This window comes from Micromonospora sp. NPDC023633, assembly GCF_040640035.1.
GTDB lineage: Bacteria > Actinomycetota > Actinomycetes > Mycobacteriales > Micromonosporaceae > Micromonospora.
Genome location: NZ_JBFABB010000083.1, coordinates 1 through 18,784, shown reverse-complemented (window position 1 = coordinate 18,784; position 18,784 = coordinate 1). Strand labels below are relative to the sequence as shown.

The 18,784-nt window shown below is 73.0% G+C and carries 19 protein-coding genes, 1 tRNA gene and 1 other RNA gene; 12 read left to right on the top strand and 9 right to left on the bottom strand.

From position 1 onward, the window contains the following. Positions 1-60: 60 nt before the first annotated feature. The 3 genes from AB0G13_RS23490 to AB0G13_RS23480 form a co-directional block, all read right to left on the bottom strand. Complete coding sequence (locus AB0G13_RS23490; RefSeq protein WP_357877888.1) at positions 61-555, bottom strand: hypothetical protein; 495 nt, start codon at positions 553-555, stop codon at positions 61-63. A 32-nt stretch (positions 556-587) separates the two neighbouring features. After that, on the bottom strand, positions 588-1,202 hold the full coding sequence (locus tag AB0G13_RS23485) for a hypothetical protein (RefSeq protein WP_357877846.1): 615 nt from the start codon (positions 1,200-1,202) through the stop codon (positions 588-590). A gap of 157 nt (positions 1,203-1,359) precedes the next feature. Further along, positions 1,360-2,316 (bottom strand): YafY family protein, encoded by a 957-nt coding sequence (locus AB0G13_RS23480; protein ID WP_357877885.1) that lies wholly within the window; start codon positions 2,314-2,316, stop codon positions 1,360-1,362. Between the two features lie 61 nt (positions 2,317-2,377). Between AB0G13_RS23480 and AB0G13_RS23475 the strand changes: the two genes are divergently transcribed. Continuing rightward, on the top strand, positions 2,378-2,809 hold the full coding sequence (locus tag AB0G13_RS23475; RefSeq protein WP_357877843.1) for a VOC family protein: 432 nt from the start codon (positions 2,378-2,380) through the stop codon (positions 2,807-2,809). Positions 2,810-2,922: 113 nt separating this feature from the next. Next, entirely contained in the window at positions 2,923-3,090 is a 168-nt protein-coding gene (locus tag AB0G13_RS23470) for a hypothetical protein (protein ID WP_357877840.1), read from the top strand. Between the two features lie 73 nt (positions 3,091-3,163). Here the strand turns inward: AB0G13_RS23470 and AB0G13_RS23465 are convergent, their stop codons facing one another. Beyond that, the gene (locus tag AB0G13_RS23465) at positions 3,164-3,955 is read right to left on the bottom strand and encodes a sulfite exporter TauE/SafE family protein (RefSeq protein WP_357877882.1); all 792 of its coding nucleotides are present in this window, start codon (positions 3,953-3,955) and stop codon (positions 3,164-3,166) included. A 449-nt stretch (positions 3,956-4,404) separates the two neighbouring features. Beyond that, positions 4,405-4,489: transfer RNA gene (locus AB0G13_RS23460), tRNA-Ser, on the bottom strand. 82 nt (positions 4,490-4,571) lie between these two features. Here AB0G13_RS23460 and ffs point away from each other — a divergent pair. Next, positions 4,572-4,661, top strand: an RNA gene (gene ffs, locus AB0G13_RS23455) — signal recognition particle sRNA small type. A 107-nt stretch (positions 4,662-4,768) separates the two neighbouring features. Continuing rightward, positions 4,769-7,513, top strand: coding sequence for a DNA polymerase III subunit gamma and tau (locus AB0G13_RS23450; protein WP_357877837.1), 2,745 nt, complete (start codon positions 4,769-4,771; stop codon positions 7,511-7,513). A 98-nt stretch (positions 7,514-7,611) separates the two neighbouring features. Here AB0G13_RS23450 and AB0G13_RS23445 read toward each other — a convergent pair whose 3' ends face one another. Further along, positions 7,612-7,749, bottom strand: a complete 138-nt coding sequence (locus tag AB0G13_RS23445) for a hypothetical protein (protein WP_357877834.1) — start codon at positions 7,747-7,749, stop codon at positions 7,612-7,614. 159 nt (positions 7,750-7,908) lie between these two features. Between AB0G13_RS23445 and AB0G13_RS23440 the strand changes: the two genes are divergently transcribed. The 7 genes from AB0G13_RS23440 (at position 7,909) to AB0G13_RS23410 (ending at position 15,098) form a co-directional block, all read left to right on the top strand. Next, positions 7,909-8,217 carry a YbaB/EbfC family nucleoid-associated protein gene (locus AB0G13_RS23440; RefSeq protein ID WP_233600326.1) on the top strand — a complete coding sequence of 103 codons (309 nt, stop codon included), beginning with the start codon at positions 7,909-7,911 and terminating at the stop codon, positions 8,215-8,217. 7 nt (positions 8,218-8,224) lie between these two features. After that, complete coding sequence (recR, locus tag AB0G13_RS23435; protein ID WP_357877831.1) at positions 8,225-8,818, top strand: recombination mediator RecR; 594 nt, start codon at positions 8,225-8,227, stop codon at positions 8,816-8,818. Between the two features lie 319 nt (positions 8,819-9,137). Then, positions 9,138-10,802, top strand: coding sequence for an ABC transporter substrate-binding protein (locus AB0G13_RS23430; RefSeq protein WP_357877828.1), 1,665 nt, complete (start codon positions 9,138-9,140; stop codon positions 10,800-10,802). Positions 10,803-10,879: 77 nt separating this feature from the next. Then, positions 10,880-11,884 (top strand): ABC transporter permease, encoded by a 1,005-nt coding sequence (locus AB0G13_RS23425; protein WP_357877825.1) that lies wholly within the window; start codon positions 10,880-10,882, stop codon positions 11,882-11,884. After that, positions 11,881-12,837, top strand: coding sequence for an ABC transporter permease (locus tag AB0G13_RS23420; RefSeq protein WP_357877822.1), 957 nt, complete (start codon positions 11,881-11,883; stop codon positions 12,835-12,837). Before AB0G13_RS23425 ends, AB0G13_RS23420 begins: the two co-directional genes overlap by 4 nt. A gap of 63 nt (positions 12,838-12,900) precedes the next feature. Beyond that, on the top strand, positions 12,901-13,998 hold the full coding sequence (locus AB0G13_RS23415) for an ABC transporter ATP-binding protein (protein ID WP_357877819.1): 1,098 nt from the start codon (positions 12,901-12,903) through the stop codon (positions 13,996-13,998). Next, positions 13,995-15,098, top strand: a complete 1,104-nt coding sequence (locus AB0G13_RS23410) for an oligopeptide/dipeptide ABC transporter ATP-binding protein (protein WP_357877816.1) — start codon at positions 13,995-13,997, stop codon at positions 15,096-15,098. The genes AB0G13_RS23415 and AB0G13_RS23410 overlap by 4 nt, the downstream gene beginning before the upstream one ends. A 57-nt stretch (positions 15,099-15,155) precedes the next feature. Here AB0G13_RS23410 and AB0G13_RS23405 read toward each other — a convergent pair whose 3' ends face one another. Then, positions 15,156-15,611 (bottom strand): hypothetical protein, encoded by a 456-nt coding sequence (locus AB0G13_RS23405; RefSeq protein ID WP_357877813.1) that lies wholly within the window; start codon positions 15,609-15,611, stop codon positions 15,156-15,158. Then, the gene (locus AB0G13_RS23400; RefSeq protein WP_357877810.1) at positions 15,593-16,255 is read right to left on the bottom strand and encodes an HNH endonuclease family protein; all 663 of its coding nucleotides are present in this window, start codon (positions 16,253-16,255) and stop codon (positions 15,593-15,595) included. The genes AB0G13_RS23405 and AB0G13_RS23400 overlap by 19 nt, the downstream gene beginning before the upstream one ends. A 108-nt stretch (positions 16,256-16,363) precedes the next feature. Here AB0G13_RS23400 and AB0G13_RS23395 point away from each other — a divergent pair, with 108 nt between their 5' ends. Then, positions 16,364-17,797, top strand: a complete 1,434-nt coding sequence (locus AB0G13_RS23395; protein ID WP_357877807.1) for an MFS transporter — start codon at positions 16,364-16,366, stop codon at positions 17,795-17,797. Between the two features lie 52 nt (positions 17,798-17,849). Here the strand turns inward: AB0G13_RS23395 and AB0G13_RS23390 are convergent. Then, the coding region (locus AB0G13_RS23390) for an alpha-isopropylmalate synthase regulatory domain-containing protein (RefSeq protein WP_357877804.1) at positions 17,850-18,784 on the bottom strand (935 nt) is incomplete at its 5' end.

The following is an 18,784-nucleotide window of genomic DNA, read 5'->3' as shown; positions in this document are numbered from 1 at the left end:
CGCGGCGCGACAATGCTTTCACGCCCGTCGATCAGTGGGCAATCGTCTTCCCGGGCGTCTTCAGCAGGGGCTGTGACCCTCGTGGAAGAGGCGCTGGGCCCAGTCGGCGTACCCGGCGATGATCTTCTTCACCGCCCGCCCGTCGTGCAGGAAGAGGTAGGCGCGGTCGCCCTGCCGGGCGAGCAGCCCGTCGAGCCGGTACGTCCCCTGTGGAGCGTCCAGCTCCCGGGCGGACGGGTGGCGGCTGCGGACCTCCTCGACCGGCGTGCCGGCGGTGATTCCCTGCGGGGTGCGCGTCGCCTCGCCGAGCCAGAGCAGCACCAACCGGTCGTCGACGAAGATGGGGCTGGTGGTGTCGTACCCGGCGAGCGCCGGGCCGCAGGCGTCCACGTCGGAGCGCAGGATGCCCCGCCGGGTCAGCTCGTCCTCGGTGTCGCCGAACTCGATGTCGCGCAGGCCGTTGAGGTCGACCACCTCGACAGCCCCGACGGGCCGGCCGTCCAGCCCGGGCGACGGCGGGTGCGCGCCGCTGCCCGAAACCCAGGCAGCCGTCAGCAGCGTCGAGATAAAGGCAAATTGTCGCAATTTCATGGAATCCCCCAGTCCCCAACGGGACCGGGCCGTTCAGGTTGCTGCCCGCCCGCAGATTGCCGGCTTTCCCACTCCTCGGCCAGCTCGTCCCAGTAGTCGGCGCTCAGTCGCCGGCGCCCGTGCGCCAGCCACCCGGCGGTGCTCCGCTCGACATGCAGGCCCAGCTCGGCGAACGGGTCGATCCACACGCCGGGCTCCACCCCGAGCCGGGCGAGTGCCGCGTTGAGCGGCCACTGGGCGCGCGGCCCGTCAAAGAAGCGGTCGAACCCCGGCCCCCAGCTCACCTCGCCGCCGAGCCACACCACCGCCGACTGGTAGCCGGCGCCGCTGGCGAACTCCGCCTCCAGGTACGCCACCGGGCCCGACCGCGACCAGCGCGCGAGCACCTCGGCGAGGGCCGGCGAGAGCGTCAGGTGGAACGGCTCCTCCGGCGACCGCTCCGCCACGGAGAAGTCGGGCAGCGCTCCGGTCAGCTCCTCGACCAGCTGCGGGGTGACCGGCAGCAGCGCGAAGTCCTGACGCAGCTCGCCGAGGACCGCGTGGTCGAGGTCGACGGTCCGCTCGCGGAGCAGGTCGGCGTCCGCGACGACCGCGCTGAGCTGGTAACCCATCAGAGCCCTCCGCCGTCCACAGCCTGTGGATGGAACATGTGTACGACGGATCCGGCTCCGCCGCCCTCGCACCGTACCGAATCGTCCCCCGCCGGCACCGTCCCGCGATCTTGCGCTTCGGTCCCCGTTTCGGGCGCGACGCGGCTTTCGACGAGGGTCAGTCGGCAATCGCGGCGAGGTAGCGGGTCGCGAGGGTGCGGAGGAGGTCGCGGAGTTCGGGGGGAGCCAGGACCGTGAACGGGACGTCGAACTTGCTCAGGTACGTGGCCAGGTCGTGCAGCGAGTCGGTGCCGGTGACCAGCTCGCACGTCGCCTCGTCGAGCGGGACGATCTCGCCGGAGGTGGGGTTGCTCCGCTCGGCCACCACGGCGGCCGGCGCCTGGAAACGGATGCGCGCCTGGTACGCCCAGACCGCCGACCGGACGCCGCGCAGCACGTGCGCCGCGGCGTCGCCGCCCGGCGGCTCGCGCGGCACGAACCGTGGCCCGGTCGGCGGCAGCGGACGCAGCCGGTCGGCCCGGAAGGTGCGCCAGTCCCGCCGGTCGGTGTCCCAGGCCAGCAGGTACCAGCGGCGGCCGGTGTAGACGAGGGTGTGCGGCTCGACGTCGCGCACGCTGCCGCGCCCGTCGTGGCCCGCGTACTCGAACCGCAGCCGTTCGTGCCGGTGTGCTGCCGCCGCGACGATGGTCAGCGTGTCGGCGTCGACGGTCGGCCCGCCACCGGCCGCCGAGACCGTCGTGGTGCGCAGGGCGTCGACGCGCGGGCGCAGCCGCGCCGGCAGGGTCCGTTCGAGCTTGGTCAGCGCCCGCAGCGACACGTCCTCGATGCCGGTGACCGAGCCCGCCGCGGCAGCGCGCAGCCCCACCGCGACCGCCACCGCCTCGTCGTCGTCGAGCAGCAGCGGCGGCAGCGCCCTGCCGGCGCCGAGGCGGTAGCCGCCGCCCGGGCCGGTGGTGGAATCCACCTGATAGCCGAGCTGCCGGAGCCGGTCGACGTCGTTGCGGACGGTCCGGGCGGTCACCCCCAGCCGGGCCGCCAGTTCGGCGCCGGGCCAGTCGCGCCGTTGCTGGAGGAGAGAGAGGAGCCGCAGGAGCCGTACCGAGGTTTCCAGCATCTCCCGATCCTGCCCGAGGTTGAGGAAGCTGATGTTCCTCAACCCGTCCTAGCGTGAGGTCATGACAGAGACACCGAGACTGCGCGGCATGGCCAACGTCAGCTACTGGGCGGCGGACTGGCAGGCGGCCAAGGGCTGGTACACCGAACTGATCGGCTTCGCGCCGTACTTCCTGCGCGACGGCTACGCGGAATGGCGCCTCGGCGACCACCAGGACGAGCTCGGCCTGATCGACAGCCGCTACCGCCCGCCGGGCACGGCGTCCGGGCCCGGCGGCGTCGTCCTGTACTGGCACGTCGACGACGTGCACGGCATGTTCGCTCGGCTGCTCGCCCTGGGCGCCACCGCGCACGAGCCGCCGCAGGACCGTGGCCACGGCTTCGTGACCGCCACCGTGGTCGACCCGTTCGGCAACCTGCTGGGCGTCATGTACAACCCGCACCACGTCGAGATCCTCGCGGCGAAGGAGGCCGCGGTGGTTCCGCAGGGGTGATCCCGAGTCGTTCGGGCCCACGGAGGTCACCCGTCGTCCGGGCGGCGAGCGCCGGTGGTGGCGGGCGGGGACGAGTGGAACACCACGGGTGCATCCCACGCCGGGAGACACCCGTGGTGTTCCACCCGCGCCCCGCGCCGAGCGCGCCTCCGCCGTCGGGTCCGCATCACGAATGGCCCCTCCAGGCCGAGGCCGCCGCACAGCTCGCCGCGCTCGACCCCGGCGCGAGCCCCGCCCAGCTCGCCGAGCGCTTCCTCTCCTGGGCCCGCCCGCGCGGATGACCACCCGTCGTGCCCCGCCACCCGTCGCCTTGCCGCCCGGATCGTCGGGTGCGAGCTGTGCCCGGACCGGTGGTCAGAGCAGCAGGTTGACCAGGGCGGCGAGCCCGACGACCACGATCGTGGCGCGCAGCGCCACCGGCGGGAGCCGGCGTCCCCACCGGCCGCCGATCAGGCCGCCCGCCACGGAACCCGCCGCGATCAGCAGCGCCGGCTGCCACGCCACCGTGCCCACGGCGACGAACAGGACCGCCGCGACCCCGTTCACCAGGCCGGCGAGCACGTTCTTCACCCCGTTGACCCAGCGCAGGTCGGTGGAGAGGAGCACCCCGAGCAGCCCCAGCAGCAGCACTCCCTGGGCGGCGCCGAAGTAGCCGCCGTACACCCCGGTGCCGAAGACGCCGAGCAGCAGCAGCGGCCCGGCACGCCGTACCGCCCGACCGCCGGCCGACGACGCGCCCGCGTCGTCCGCGACCGGCCGCCGGCGGGCCAACGCCCGCGCCAGTCGCGGCTGCACCACCACGAGCACCAACGCCAGGACGATCAGCGCCGGCACGATGGCCCGGAACGCGCCGGGCGGCAGGAGCAGCAGCAGTACGCCGCCGGTCACCCCGCCGAGCACGGCGGCGACGCCCAGGCGGGCCAGCAGGCCGCCGTGCCCGGCCAGCTCCCTGCGATAGGCGTACGCCGCGGAGAACGACCCCGGCACCAGCCCGACGGTGTTGGACACGTTCGCCACCACGGGCGGGTAGCCGAGGGAGAGCAGGACCGGGAAGGTCACCAGGGTGCCCGAGCCCACCACCGCGTTGATGGCGCCCGCCGCGACCCCGGCGGCGAGCACGGCCAGCCCCTCGGCGACCGTCAGCATTGCGTTCACTCGTGTCTGCGCTCTCCCCGGGCCGGTCGTCGCCCGCAGGTCGCCGCCGCCCGGTCGTCTCGCTGCCGGATGCGGCTGTCAGCGTAGGACGCGGGCCGGGCCAGTTGATCGACGTGCGGCAGGGATCACGCCGTGACCAGCCGCTTCATCGGCGGCGCTCACCTCCGCAGCGGGCACGGTCGCCGGGGCCCGGCGTGGCGGCGGCGCAACCAGCGGCAGGCGGTGCCGGGGCACGAAAGTGCCGATGTCGTCCGCCGCGTCGTCGGCGTAGCCGCGCGGCCTGGTCCCGGCGTGGGGAGCCGAGGTCGGGGAGGTCGACGCCGCCGTCCCGGGCGATGAGCGGGAACAGGGCAGGGAGGAACCGGGAAGGGCGGGCGTAGAGACGACTCAGGGCCGGTCCCCGTGAGGGCCGGCCCTGTCGTTCTTCCTGCTCAAGCGAGCGGAGGATACGAGATTCGAACTCGTGAGGGTGTTAACCCAACACGCTTTCCAAGCGTGCGCCCTAGGCCTCTAGGCGAATCCTCCGCAGACGAGGATACAGGTCTCCGGCGGGTGGGCCACCCCACCACCCCCTGAAGATCGACGCGGCGTCGGGTAGGGTTGGCGGTACCTCCCGTGCGGCGGTATCTCGTGAACCTCCCCAGGGCCGGAAGGCAGCAAGGATAAGCGGGCTCTGCCGGGTGCACGGGAGGCCTTTCTGTCTCCGGGTCCCGGTAACGTCCCTGCGGGTCAGGTCACGGGGTGGTGGGTGGTCACCCGCGCCCGACCGGCGCAGAATGGCTCGGTCGAGAGGAGGCGGGACGAGTGGCACTGGCGCTCTACCGCAAGTACCGGCCACGCACCTTCGCCGAGGTCATCGGGCAGGAGCACGTCACCGAACCGCTGTCGCAGGCGCTGCGCAGCGGGCGGCTCAACCACGCCTACCTCTTCTCCGGCCCACGCGGCTGCGGCAAGACCTCCAGCGCCCGGATCCTGGCCCGCTCGCTCAACTGTGAGCAGGGCCCCACCCCGGAGCCGTGCGGGCAGTGCGAGTCGTGCCGCGAGCTGGCCACCGACGGCGGCTCGATCGACGTGCTGGAGATCGACGCGGCCAGCCACGGCGGCGTCGACGACGCCCGCGAGCTGCGCGAGAAGGCGATCTTCGCGCCGGCCAAGAGCCGCTTCAAGATCTACGTCATCGACGAGGCGCACATGGTCTCGTCGGCCGGCTTCAACGCCCTGCTGAAGCTGGTCGAGGAGCCGCCGGAGTACGTCAAGTTCATCTTCGCGACCACCGAGCCGGAGAAGGTCCTCGGCACGATCAAGTCGCGGACCCACCACTACCCGTTCCGGCTAATCCCGCCGAAGGTGCTCCGGCCCTACCTGGAGCAGCTCTGCGAGGCCGAGGGCGTCGCCGTCGAGCCGGCGGTCTTCCCGCTGGTGGTGCGCGCCGGCGGCGGCAGCGCCCGGGACAGCCTCTCCGTGCTCGACCAGCTCATCGCCGGGGCCGGGCCGGAGGGGGTCACCTACTCCCGGGCCGCCGCCCTGCTCGGCGTGACCGACGCCGCCCTGATCGACGAGATGTGCGACGCGCTGGCCGCCGGGGACGGCGCGACGGCGTACGCGACCGTCGACCGGGTCGCCGAGGCCGGGCACGACGCGCGCCGGTTCGCCTCCGACCTGCTGGAGCGGCTGCGCGACCTGATCGTGCTCCAGCAGGTGCCGGACGCCGCCGCCAAGGGCCTGATCGACGGCCCGGCCGACCAGATCGAGCGGATGGCCGCCCAGGCCCAGCGGCTCGGCCCGGCGACGCTGTCCCGCTGCGCCGACATCGTGCACAACGGCCTGGTGGAGATGCGCGGCACCACCGCGCCCCGGCTGCTGCTGGAGCTGATCTGCGCCCGGATGCTGCTGCCCGGCGCCGACGACAGCACCGGCGGCCTGCTCCAGCGCCTCGAACGCATGGAGCGCCGGCTCACCCTCGCCGGCACCGACGCGCCGCCGGCCGCCGCCGGCCCCGCGCCGGTCGCCTCCCCTCCTGCCGTACGCCCCGAGCCCGCCCCCGCCACGACCGTGGCTGACCCCGGGCCCGCCGGCCCGCCGGCGGCTGCCGGCGCCACGTCCGGCGCTGCGGCGGCCCGTGCCGCCGCTCTGGCCGCCGCCGGTTCCCGCGCGGTGGAGGCAGTCCCGGGTGCCGCGGAACCGGTGGGTGCGCCCGCCGGTGGCCCGCCCGCTGATGCTCCCGCCCGCAGTCAGGTGCCGCCCTCGGCGGTGATGCCCGACCCGGCCACCCCGGCGCCGCCACGCCCCGGCGCGGCCGCGGCGGGCACCCTGGACGCCGTCGCGGTGCGTCGGGTCTGGCCGGACATCGTCGCGAAGGTCAACCGGATCAAGAAGGCGGGCGCCGCGCTGATGCGCGACGCGGTGGTCCGCGACGTGGACGGCGACACCCTGGTGCTGACCGTCAAGTCGCCGGTGCTCGCACAGATGATGGGCAACCACACGTCGGTGTTGGCCGAGGTGCTGTACGAGGAGTTCGGCGCCCGCTGGCAGATCCGCTGCGAGGTGGCCGGCGAGCGGGGTGGCGCGTCACTCGGTGGCCCGTCCCGTCCCGCCGCACCGGCCCGCCCGGCATCCCCGCCGTCGCCAGCTCCCACCCACCAGGACCGAAGCGGCGCCGGCCCGTCCGGCGGCGGCGCGGGCGGCGGGATTTCCGGTGGCCCGAGCGGCCCGGGCGGCGTGAGTGGCCCGAGCGGCCCGAGTGGTCCGAGCGGCTCGAATGGCCTCGCCGGTCCGAATGGCCTCAGTGGTGCGGCCGGCGGGCCTGGTGGCGCGAGCGGCGCGGATGGTGCCGCTGCCCGCCAGGGCGGGGCGACCCCCACCTCCGGTGCTGGTGCGTCGGGGACCGGCGGTGCTGCCGACGCGGCCGAGGACTGGCCCGAGCCGGCCCGCCCGGGTGGCGTGGCCGGGGGCGGCGAGGACTGGCCGGAACCGGCCCGCCCGGGTGGCGTGGCCGGGGGCGGCGACGACTGGCCGGAACCGGCTCGGCCGGGCGGCACGTCGGCCGTCACGTCGACCAGCGGCACGGCAGCGGGTTCGCCGACGGCGACCGGCCTGCCGAGTGCGGCGTCGAGCACCCGGCCGGCGAGCGCCGGCACGGCGTCGGCGACCGCCGCGCCCGCCGTACCGAAGCCGGCCGGCTCCTCGACGGCTCCGCAGCAGGCCGGCCCCGCCGGCCCGCCGGTGAGCAGCGCGATCGCGGCGGCGCGGGCGGCTGCGGCGGGACGCGGTCCGCGTACCGGCCAGCCGGCCCGGAAGACCGCGGACGCCGAATGGGCCGGCGAGCCGCCGTACGACCCGGACTTCGACGGCCCGGTGCGCGGCGGCGGGGGACGCCCCGGCGGCGCCCGGCCGGCGGCCCCGAACTTCGTGGGCTTCGACCCGGGCGACGAGCCGCTGGACGAGGTCATCGACGAGCAGACCGCGCGGGAGTCCAGCGAGGAACAGGCGGTACGGCTGCTCCGCGAGGCGTTCGGCGCCGAGAAGATCGACGAGGTGGACGCCCGCTGACCCGCTACGGCGGATCTTGGTAGGAAACGGCCCCTCCGGGGGCACTTCCGCACCAAGATCTCCACGGGGGTGCGCCGCGGACGGCCGGGCAGGGGCGGTCAGGCGGGCCAGGCGGGTAGGCCGTGGGGGTGTGCCTCCGCCAGCAGGCGTTCCGGGCCGGTGCCGAGCCGGGCGCGGAGCTGGAAGTCGTTCCGCCCGGGTCGATCGGGGTGGGCCGCGGCCTGTTCCCGGGACATCCGCCACCTCCGTCCGGTCGGTCCCGTGATCGTGCGCCCGGACCCGGCGGGAGCAAAGCACCGGGCGGGGCGAGTCCGCTCACAGCGGATAGGCTGAGCGGCGGCCGAGCAGACGAGTGCGAGAAGGAGCCATCCGTGCGCCCAGGTGGACAGCCGAACATGCAGCAGATGCTGAAGCAGGCGCAGAAGATGCAGCAGCAGATCGCCAAGGCGCAGGCCGAGCTCGCCGAGGCGGAGCTGACCGGCACCGCCGGCGGTGGCCTGGTCACCGCGACCGTCGCCGGCACCGGCGAGCTGAAGTCGATCAAGATCGATCCAAAGGCGGTCGACCCGGAGGACGTGGAGACCCTGGAGGACCTCGTCGTCGCGGCCATGCACAACGCCGCCGAGGCGGCGCGGGAGCTGACCGAGAAGAAGATGGGCCCGGTCACCGGCGGCATGGGCGGCCTCGGCCTGCCCGGTTTCTGAGCGGCAGATGTACGAGGGCGCCATCCAGGACCTGATCGACGAGTTGGGGCGGCTGCCGGGCGTGGGCCCGAAGAGCGCCCAGCGGATCGCCTTCCACGTCCTGTCCGCCGACCCGGCCGACGTCAACCGGCTGGCCGGGGCGTTGCGCAAGGTCAAGGAGCTGGTGCGGTTCTGCACCAGTTGCTACAACGTGGCCGAGTCCGACCAGTGCCGGATCTGCCGCGACCCGCGCCGCACCGACGAGGTGCTCTGCGTGGTCGAGGAGCCGAAGGACGTGGTCGCGATCGAGCGGACCGGTGAGTTCCGGGGCCGCTACCACGTGCTCGGCGGGGCGATCAACCCGCTGGAGGGGATCGGGCCGGACAATCTGCGCATCCGCGAGCTGATGGCCCGGCTCAGCGCCGGCACGGTGCGGGAGCTGATCCTGGCCACGGACCCGAACACCGAGGGCGAGGCGACCGCGACCTACCTGGCGCTGATGGTCAAGCCGATGGGCATCGCGGTGACCCGGTTGGCGAGCGGCCTGCCGGTCGGCGGCGACCTGGAGTACGCCGACGAGATCACGCTCGGCCGCGCCTTCGAGGGCCGTCGCGCCGTCTGAGTGCCCGCGTTGGCCGGCACCGGATCCCGGTGCCGGCCGACGTCGTACGGGCGCCCGCTTGTCCACTGTGGGTTCTGACATGCGGATGATGCTGGTGACGATCGATGTAACAAATCGGCATCGGTCAACCCGGGCATAACGCCCCTTTGTCGGCGGTCCGGAACAGCCTTCGAGGCGGGGCGCATCGATTAAGACACGATCCGGTACCAACCGGTTCCTCGATGGTTTCCCGCCGGTCCGAACGACGGCTAAGGTCACGGCGATCGGTGACCCCTGTCACCACGATTGTCCGTAACCCCAAGGACGAGGTGAAGCACCCATGCGTGCATCCAGGCCGAAGGTCGCCCTCGCGGCCGTCGCGGTCGCGGCCCTCGCGGTAGCAGGCTGCGCCGAGAGCGACCGCGATGACAGTTCCGGCGGTAGCAAGAAGGACACCCTCGTCTTCGGCGTAGCCGGAGACCCGAAGGTGCTCGACCCGAGCTTCGCCAGCGACGGTGAGTCGCTGCGCGTGGCGCGTCAGGTCTTCGAGACGCTGGTCCGTCCGGAGGAGGGTGGCACCAAGGTCACCCCCGGTCTGGCCGAGTCCTGGACCCCGGACGCCGCCGGCACCACGTGGACGTTCAAGCTGCGCTCCGGCGTGAAGTTCCACGACGGCACCGAATTCAACGCCGAGGCGGTCTGCAAGAACTTCGACCGCTGGTACAACGCCAAGGGCCTCATGCAGAGCCCGGACGTGACCCCGTACTGGCAGGACGTCATGGGCGGCTTCGCCAAGAACGAGAGCGCGGACCTGCCGCCGAGCCTCTTCAAGTCCTGCACCGCCAAGGACGCCACGACTGTCGACCTGGCCTTCACCCGGGTCTCCAGCAAGATCCCGGCCGCGCTGATGCTGCCGTCGTTCTCCATGCACAGCCCGACCGCGCTGGAAAAGTACGACGCCAGCAACGTGGGCGGCACCGCCGAGGACATCAAGTACCCGGCCTACGCCACGGCGCACCCGACCGGCACCGGACCGTTCAAGTTCAAGTCCTGGGACGTCGCCAACAAGACGCTCACCATCGAGCGCAACGAGGACTACGCCGGCACCAAGGCCAAGCTGAAGACCCTCATCTACAAGACGATCTCGGACGAGAACGCGCGCAAGCAGGCGCTGCGCTCCGGCGACATCCAGGGCTACGACCTGGTCGGCCCGGCCGACGTCGAGCCGCTGAAGGGCGAGGGCTTCAACGTCCTGACCCGTCCGGCGTTCAACATCCTCTACCTGGCCATCAACCAGAAGGGGAACCCGAAGCTCGCAGACGTGAAGGTCCGTCAGGCCATCGCGCACGCGCTGAACCGGCAGGCTCTGGTCGACTCGAAGCTGCCCCCGGGCGCCAAGGTCGCCGAGAACTTCATGCCGGACACCGTCGAGGGCTGGAACGGCGACGTCGCCAAGTACAACTACGACCCGGCGAAGGCGAAGGCGCTGCTGGCCGAGGCCGGCGCGACGAACCTGACCCTGCGGTTCCACTACCCGACCGAGGTCACCCGGCCGTACATGCCGAACCCGAAGGACATCTTCGAGCTGCTCTCGGCGGACCTCAAGGCGGTCGGCATCAACGTCCAGGCCATCCCGCTCAAGTGGAGCCCGGACTACCTGAACGCCACCACCTCGGGCAACAAGCACGACCTGCACTTCCTCGGCTGGACCGGTGACTACGGCGACGGCTACAACTTCATCGGCACCATGTTCGACCGGACGAAGGCCGAGTGGGGCTTCACCAACAAGGCCCTGTTCGACCAGTTCAAGGACGCGGACAGCACCGCCGACGTGGCGGCCCGGACCGAGAAGTACAAGGCCCTGAACAAGGCCATCATGGACTTCCTGCCCGGTGTCCCGGTGTCGCACTCGCCGCCGGCGATCGTGTTCGGCAAGGACGTGACCGGGGTCAAGGCGAGCCCGCTCACCGACGAGCGCTTCTCCACCGCCGAGTTCAAGTCCTGATCTGACGCTCCGACCGCGGGCGGGCGCTGTTTCGGCAGCGCCCGCCCGCGACCCTCCGTACCCCTTACGAGGCCGCCGTGTTCCGGTTCATCGTCAGACGCCTGCTCCAGCTGATACCCACGCTGTTCGGGCTCTCCCTCCTGCTGTTCATCTGGCTCCGCCGACTGCCCGGCGGTCCCGAGACCGCCATCCTCGGTGAGCGCGGGACGCCCGAGATGCGCGCCGCGATCCGGCGCAACATGGGCCTCGACGAGCCGATCCTGGTGCAGTACGGCCGGTTCGTGCGGCGGCTGATCCGCCTCGACCTGGGCACGTCGACCTCCACCAAGCGCACCGTCGTCACCGAGTTCGTCGAACGCTTCCCCGGCACGGTGGAGCTCTCCATCACCGCGATGCTGATCGCGATCGGCGTCGGCATCCCGCTGGGCTACCTGGCGGCCCGGCGCCGCGGCCGGATGCTCGACCACCTCTCGGTCGGCGGCTCCCTGATCGGCATCTGCATCCCCGTCTTCTTCCTCGCGTACGTGCTCAAGGCGATCTTCGCGGAGAACCTCGGCTGGTTCCCGGCGAGCGGCCGGCAGGACCCGACGCTCGGGGCGACGCGGATCACCAACTTCTTCGTCCTCGACGGGATCATGACCCGGGAGTGGGACGCCGCCGCCGACGCGCTCTGGCACCTGGTGCTGCCGGCCGTCGCGCTGGCCAGCATCCCCCTGGCGATCATCGTCCGGATCACCCGCGCCAGCGTGCTGGAGGTGCTCAACGAGGACTTCGTGCGCACCGCCGAGGCGAAGGGCCTGACCGAGAGCACGGTCCGGCGCCGGCACGTGCTGCGCAACTCCATGCTGCCGGTGGTCACCTCGATCGGCCTGCTCACCGGTGGCCTGCTCTCCGGCGCGGTGCTGACCGAGACCGTCTTCGCCTTCAGCGGCATCGGAGCCTTCATCTACGAGGCGATCAGCCAGCGTGACTATCCGGTGCTGATGGGCTTCATCCTGATCATCGCGGTGGTGTACGTGCTGGTGAATCTCCTGGTCGACCTCTCCTACAGCCTGATCGACCCGAGGGTGAGGGTCCGATGACGATCACCAGCGGCAAGAAGAAGGAAAAGATCGACCGGCTCTCCGAGCTGGCGGCCCGGGAGGACGAACGCGGCGTCAGCCTCTGGAAGGAGGCGTTCCGCCGGCTGCGGCGCAACCCGGCGGCGATCGTCGGCGCGGTGATCCTGAGCCTGTTCCTGCTGGTCGCCGTCCTCGGGCCGTTCTTCGTCCCGCACCCCCCGGACGCCCAGCTCTGGAAGGGCGAGATCCGCCTCGGCGACTTCCCCGGCTTCCGGGCGGAGAACTGGTTCGGCGTCGACCACATCGGTCGCGACGAGTTCAGCCGCATGGTCGTCGGCGCCCGGCAGACCCTGCTGGTCGGCGTGGTCTCCACCCTGATCGGCCTCGCCGTCGGCTCGCTGATCGGCGGGATCGCCGGTGCCGCCGCCGGCCTCGGTGGCCGGTGGGGCCGGGCGGTCGACAACGTGCTGATGCGTTTCGTCGACATGCTGCTGGCCATGCCGAGCCTGCTGCTGGCGATCAGCATCGCCGCCCTGCTCGGCGCCGGTCTGACCACGGTCATGATCGCGGTCGGCGTGGTGTCGGTGCCGGTCTTCGCCCGGCTGCTGCGCGGCTCGATGATCTCCCAGGCGAACAGCGACTACGTCCTGGCCGCCGTCTCGCTGGGCGTGAAGAAGCCGAAGATCGCGCTGACCCACGTGGTGCCGAACTCGCTCGCCCCGGTCATCGTGCAGGCCACCCTCACCCTGGCCACCGCGATCATCGAGGCCGCGGCGCTCTCCTTCCTCGGCCTCGGCAACAACGACGCCTCCATCCCCGAGTGGGGTGTGATGCTCGCCGACGCGCAGCAGTACCTCGACTCCGCGCCCCGGCTGGCGATCCTGCCCGCCCTCGCCATCATCGTCACCGCGCTGGGCTTCACCCTGCTCGGCGAGGCGATGCGCGAGGCACTCGACCCGAAGCTGCGGAAGTAGGGCCGGTGAGCGCGAGGAGTGAGCTTGCGAGCCCCGCAGTCGCGAACGAAAGGCGGGCCCGACATGGCTCTGCTTGATGTCGAAGATCTCTCCGTCACCTTCGCCCGGCGCGGTCAGCGCACCGTGCACGCCGTCGACGGGGTCTCCTTCTCCGTCGACGCGGGCGAGGTGGTCGGCCTGGTCGGCGAGTCCGGCTGCGGCAAGAGCGTCACCTCGCTGGCGATCATGGGTCTGCTGCCCAAGCAGCCGGGCCTGCGCGTCGGCGGCAAGGCGGTCTTCGACGGCACGGACCTGCTCCAGCTCGACGACCGGTCCCGGCGGGACATCCGCGGCCGGGACGTCGCGATGATCTTCCAGGACCCGCTCTCCTCGCTGAACCCGGTGATCCCGATCGGATTGCAGGTCACCGAGGTGCTCACGCGGCACCGGGGGATGAAGGGCGCGGCGGCCGAGAAGGAGGCGGCGGCCCTGCTGGACCGGGTCGGCATCCCCGACCCGAAGCGGCGGCTGAAGGAGTACCCGCACCAGCTCTCGGGCGGCATGCGGCAGCGCGCCCTGATCGCGATGGCGGTGGCCTGCAAGCCCCGGCTGCTGATCGCCGACGAGCCGACCACGGCGCTGGACGTCACCATCCAGGCGCAGATCCTGGAGCTGCTCAAGGAGCTGGTCCGGGAGTCCGGCACCGCCCTGGTGATGATCACGCACGACCTGGGCGTGGTCGCCGGCATGTGCGACACCATCAACGTGCTCTACGGCGGCCGGGTGGTGGAGACGGCCCGCCGTCGCCCGCTGTTCCGCGAGCCCCGGCACCCGTACACCGTGGGGCTGCTCGGCTCGGTGCCGCGCCTGGACGCCGGGCGCGGCGAGCGGCTGAACCCGATTCCCGGCTCGGTCCGCGACCTGCTGCCCTGGCCGGACGGCTGCGCCTTCGCGCCGCGCTGCACGCGGCGGGTCGACGAGTGCGTCGGGGAGCCGCCCGCGCTGGTGCTCGCCCACGACGGCCGCAGTTACCGCTGCGTCAACCCGGCGCCGGTGCCTGGCACCCTGCCCCGGCCGGTCGCCACCAGCACCGCCCCGGCCGCGGCGCCGGCCGCCACCGCCCCGGCCGCGGAGGCGACCGCGGGCCCGGTGCCCGCACCGCGCGAGGAGGAGAAGCCGTGACCGAGAGCGACATCCTCGTCGAGGTCCGCGACCTGAAGGTGCACTTCCCGATCCGGCGGGGGGTGATCCTCGACCGGACGGTCGGCCACGTGAAGGCCGTCGACGGGGTCGACCTGAGCATCCCGCGCGGCAAGACGTACGGCCTGGTCGGCGAGTCCGGCTGCGGCAAGTCGACGCTGGGTCGGGCGCTGCTCCAGCTCACCCCGCCCACCAGCGGCGAGGTCCGGTTCGACGGCGTCGAGCTGACGAAGCTGCCGTCGGGCAGGCTGCGGTCGATGCGCCGCCGGATGCAGATGATCTTCCAGGACCCGATGTCGAGCCTGGACCCCCGGCAGAACGTCGAGTCGATCCTCACCGAGGGTCTGCAGGCCCACGGCATCGGCGGCAACCGGGACGAGCGGCGACGGGTCATCGGCGAGACCCTGGACAAGGTCGGCCTGCCCCGCTGGGCGCTCTCCCGCTACCCGCACGAGTTCTCCGGCGGCCAGCGGCAGCGCATCGGTATCGCCCGGGCGCTGGTGCTCGGGCCCGACCTGATCGTCGCCGACGAGCCGGTCTCCGCGCTCGACGTGTCGATCCAGGCCCAGGTGGTGAACCTCCTCGACGACCTCCAGGACACCCTCGGTCTGACCTACCTGGTGATCGCGCACGACCTCGCGGTGGTCCGGCACATCTCCGACACCGTCGGCGTGATGTACCTGGGCGCGCTGGTCGAGGAGGCGCCGAGCGACCGGCTCTACACGGAGCCGATGCACCCGTACACGCGGGCCCTGATGTCGGCGGTGCCCGTGCCGGACCCGGACGTGGAGGACCGCCGGGAGCGCATCCTGCTCGCCGGCGACCTGCCCTCGCCCGCCAACCCGCCGGCGGGCTGCCGGTTCCACACCCGCTGCCCGTGGGCGCAGCCGACCCGCTGCGCGGACGAGCGGCCCGCGCTGCGGGACGTCGGGGGCAGCCGGGTCGCCTGCCACTTCGCCGAGCGGATCGCCAGCGGGGAACTCCGCCCGCACAAGGTCAGCGTGCAGCTCACCCGCCCGGTCGGCGAGGGCGAGGAGCCGCACACCGTCTCCGCCCCCAACGAGCCCGGCTCGTACGTCTGATCCGCGTCGCGGACGCGGCCCTCGACGGGGGCCGCGTCCGGGCGTCGGGCGGTGTGGTCAGCCCTCGGGGCGGTGCAGCAGCGCGACCGCGACGCCGTGCACCGCGTCCAGCCCGGCCGGGTCGGCCAGCGCGACCCGGCCGCCGGTGACCGTGTACCACTCGTCGGCGTCCTTGTACTGCACCGTCAGCGTGACCTGACCGTCGGCGTACCCGGTGCGCAGGGTCAGCTCGCCGGTGACCACACCGACCTCGTCGGTCATCACCCCGCCCGGGCCGGGCACGATGTCGGCCGTACGCTCCTGCGCGGCGGTCGACGTGCCCTCGGCGTCGGCGGCCATGCCGGCCCCCGGCACCCCGGTCGTCGCGCCGGCCGCGCCGTCCGCCGTCATGCCGGCCGTGGTCGGCCCGGCCGGCGCGCTGCCGGTGGCCGCCGCCGCGTCCTCCCCGGTGGCGTCCGGCGTCTGCTCCGGGGCGGGCGTCGCCCCGGCTCCGGTCACGGCTTGCTCGCCCATGTGCAGCCCTCCAGCATGTCGGTCAGGGCGGCCTTCTCGGCAGTGGTCACCGTGAGCCGCCAGTGGTGCTTGACCGTCACCCAGTTCTCGGCGTACTGGCACCAGAACGACCGGTTCGCCGGCTTCCACTGGGACGGGTCCTGGTCACCCTTTGCCCGGTTGGAGGACGCGGAAACCGCGATGAGCTGCGGCCGGTCCAGGTCGTTGGCGAACTCGCCGCGCTTCGCGTCGTCCCACTCGTCGGCGCCCGACCGCCACGCGTTCGCCAGCGGCACCATGTGGTCGATGTCCACGTCGGAGGGGTCGGTGAGGGCGCGGTCGTCGTACACGCTCTCCCACCGGCCGCCGACCACGTTGCAGCCGGAGAGCCGGATGTCCTCCCCGTCGCGCTTCAGCACGCTGTCGCGTACGTCGCAGTTCTTGCCGGTGTCCCGCCAGTGCGGGAAACGCTCCCGGCTGTAGCCCTTCATCGACCCGGCCGTGGCCACGGTGAGCTGGGTCAGCTTCTGCGCGGCGTTGCCGCCACCACCGCTGCTCGGCGGGGTGTCCGGCTCGTCGACGGCGGCACAACCGGCCGCGCCGAGCGCCAGCGCCGCGGCGAGCGCGGCCGTCACCGCGGCGCGCGGTCCTGATCTGGTACGCACAGACGACACCTCTCCAGCTTGCGGGCTCCCGGCGATCCCGCACAGTACCCGGGCCTGGTTTCGGCGATTCGTGGCGTCTCTCATATCGTGCGAGGCAGATTGGACCCCATGACCGAAACCGCCCCCGCGCTCCGGCTGGGCACCGCCCGCGGGCGGGGCACCCTGCTCGCGGCCGTCCTCGCCTCCGGCATGGTCTTCCTGGACACCACCGTGGTCAACGTGGCGCTGCCCCGTCTCGGCGCGGACCTCGACGCCACCGTCGCCGGTCTCCAGTGGACGGTCAACGGCTACCTGCTGATGCTCGCCGCCTTCGTCCTGCTCGGCGGCGCGCTCGGCGACCGCTTCGGGCGGCGGCGGGTCTTCCTGCTCGGGGTGGTCTGGTTCACCCTCGCGTCGCTGCTCTGCGGCCTGGCCCAGGGCACCGGGTGGCTGATCGCGGCCCGGTTCCTCCAGGGCGCCGGGGGCGCGCTGCTCACCCCCGGCTCGCTGTCGGTGCTCCAGGCCAGCTTCCACCCGGACGACCGGGGCCGCGCGATCGGCGCGTGGTCGGGGCTGTCCGGCGTCTCCACCGCGCTCGGCCCGTTCCTCGGCGGCTGGCTGATCGACGCGCTCTCCTGGCGGTGGATCTTCTTCCTCAACCTGCCGCTGGCCGTGCTCGTGCTGCTGGCGGCGCTGCGCTGGGTCCCGGAGAGCCGGGACGAGGCCGCCTCCCGCACCGGGGCCTCGGGGCGCCGCCGCCGGTTCGACGTGGCCGGCGCGCTGCTCGGCGCGCTCGCCCTGGCCGGCGTCACGTACGCGCTGATCGACGCCCCCGTCCGGGGCTTCGACTCGGTGCCGGTGCTCGTAGCCGCGCTGGCGGGCGTGGCGAGCGCGGCGGCCTTCGTGCTGGTCGAGCGGCGCCGGGGGGACGCCGCGATGCTGCCCACCGGCCTGTTCGGCAGCCGGCTCTTCTCCGTGCTGAACGTCTTCACCGTGCTCGTCTACGCGGCGCTCGGCGGCTTCACGTTCTTCCTCGCCGTCCACCTGCAGAACGTGGTCGGCTGGTCGGCGCTGCTCACCGGGGTCGCGCTGCTGCCGATGACGGTGCTGCTGCTGGTCGGCTCGGCCCGGGCCGGCGCGCTGTCGGCGCGGATCGGGCCGCGGCTGCCGCTGACCGTCGGGCCGGTGGTGGCCGCCGCCGGGCTGGTGCTACTGCGCGGCGTCGGCCCCGACGCGTCGTACTGGCGGGACGTGCTGCCCGGGGTGGTGCTCTTCGGGATCGGGCTGACGCTGGTGGTGGCTCCGCTGACCGCCTCCGTGCTGGCCGCGGTCGACGACCGGTTCGCTGGCGTGGCGAGCGGCTTCAACAACGCCGCGTCCCGCGCCGGCGGCCTGCTGGCGGTGGCCGCGCTCCCGCTGCTGGTCGGGCTCTCCGGCTCCGGCTACGCGCAGCCGGCCGCGCTGACCGCCGCGTACCGGGGCGCGATGCTCTGGTGTGCCGGCCTGCTGCTGGCCGGGGCGGCGATGGCCGCCCTGCTCATCCACCGCCCACCCCGCAGGTGAGGCGGGGCCGCCCGTCGACACCCACGCGTCGACAGGCGGCCCCGCCCACCCGTCAGGCGCGGGCGCGGTTGACGGCGCTCGTCACGGCCTTCACGGAGGCGGTGACGATGTTGGCGTCGGTGCCGACGCCCCAGACCGTACGACCGTCGACCTCGCACTCCACGTAGGCGGCGGCCTGCGCGTCCCCGCCGGAGGAGAGCGCGTGCTCGTGGTAGTCGAGCACCCGTACCGCCACGCCCACCGACTGGAGCGCGTTGACGTACGCGTCGATCGGGCCGTTGCCGACCGCGGTCAGCGAGCGGGGCTCCCCGCCCAGGCCGACGCGGGCCTCGATCTCGACCTTGCCCTCGGCGGTGCCGATGGCGTACCCGTCCAGGGTGAGCGCCGGGTCGACCTGGTGGTCGAGCAGGTAGTGCCCGGCGAAGATCTCCCACATCGTGCCCGGGTCGACCTCGCCGCCGTCGTGGTCGGTCACCTGCTGGACCACGCCGGAGAACTCGATCTGGAGCCGGCGCGGCAGGTCGAGCTGGTGCTCGCTCTTCATGATGTACGCGACGCCGCCCTTGCCGGACTGCGAGTTGACCCGGATGACCGCCTCGTAGGTGCGGCCCAGGTCCTTCGGGTCGATCGGCAGGTAGGGCACCGCCCAGGTGTGCTGGTCGATCGGCACGCCGGCCGCCGCCGCGTCCTTGGCGAGCGCGTCGAAGCCCTTCTTGATCGCGTCCTGGTGGGAGCCGGAGAAGGCGGTGTAGACCAGATCGCCCGCGTACGGGTGGCGCTCGTGCACCGGGAGCTGGTTGCAGTACTCGACGGCGCGCCGCACCTCGTCGATGTTCGAGAAGTCGATCATCGGGTCGACGCCCTGGGAGAAGAGGTTCAGCCCCAGCGTCACCAGGTCGACGTTGCCGGTGCGCTCGCCGTTGCCGAACAGGCAGCCCTCGACGCGGTCCGCGCCGGCCAGCAGGCCAAGCTCGGCGGCGGCGACGC

What these genes read in the sequence shown, in the direction of transcription:
- AB0G13_RS23485 (WP_357877846.1), bottom strand. Translation starts at nt 1,202, where the DNA reads ATGGGTTACCAGCTCAGCGCGGTCGTCGCGGACGCCGACCTGCTCCGC.
- AB0G13_RS23405 (WP_357877813.1), bottom strand. Translation starts at nt 15,611, where the DNA reads ATGGGCGAGCAAGCCGTGACCGGAGCCGGGGCGACGCCCGCCCCGGAG.
- AB0G13_RS23445 (WP_357877834.1), bottom strand. Translation starts at nt 7,749, where the DNA reads ATGTCCCGGGAACAGGCCGCGGCCCACCCCGATCGACCCGGGCGGAAC.
- AB0G13_RS23440 (WP_233600326.1), top strand. Translation starts at nt 7,909, where the DNA reads ATGCAGCAGATGCTGAAGCAGGCGCAGAAGATGCAGCAGCAGATCGCC.
- AB0G13_RS23480 (WP_357877885.1), bottom strand. Translation starts at nt 2,316, where the DNA reads ATGCTGGAAACCTCGGTACGGCTCCTGCGGCTCCTCTCTCTCCTCCAG.
- recR (WP_357877831.1), top strand. Translation starts at nt 8,225, where the DNA reads ATGTACGAGGGCGCCATCCAGGACCTGATCGACGAGTTGGGGCGGCTG.
- AB0G13_RS23430 (WP_357877828.1), top strand. Translation starts at nt 9,138, where the DNA reads ATGCGTGCATCCAGGCCGAAGGTCGCCCTCGCGGCCGTCGCGGTCGCG.
- AB0G13_RS23415 (WP_357877819.1), top strand. Translation starts at nt 12,901, where the DNA reads ATGGCTCTGCTTGATGTCGAAGATCTCTCCGTCACCTTCGCCCGGCGC.
- AB0G13_RS23475 (WP_357877843.1), top strand. Translation starts at nt 2,378, where the DNA reads ATGACAGAGACACCGAGACTGCGCGGCATGGCCAACGTCAGCTACTGG.
- AB0G13_RS23420 (WP_357877822.1), top strand. Translation starts at nt 11,881, where the DNA reads ATGACGATCACCAGCGGCAAGAAGAAGGAAAAGATCGACCGGCTCTCC.
- AB0G13_RS23395 (WP_357877807.1), top strand. Translation starts at nt 16,364, where the DNA reads ATGACCGAAACCGCCCCCGCGCTCCGGCTGGGCACCGCCCGCGGGCGG.
- AB0G13_RS23465 (WP_357877882.1), bottom strand. Translation starts at nt 3,955, where the DNA reads ATGCTGACGGTCGCCGAGGGGCTGGCCGTGCTCGCCGCCGGGGTCGCG.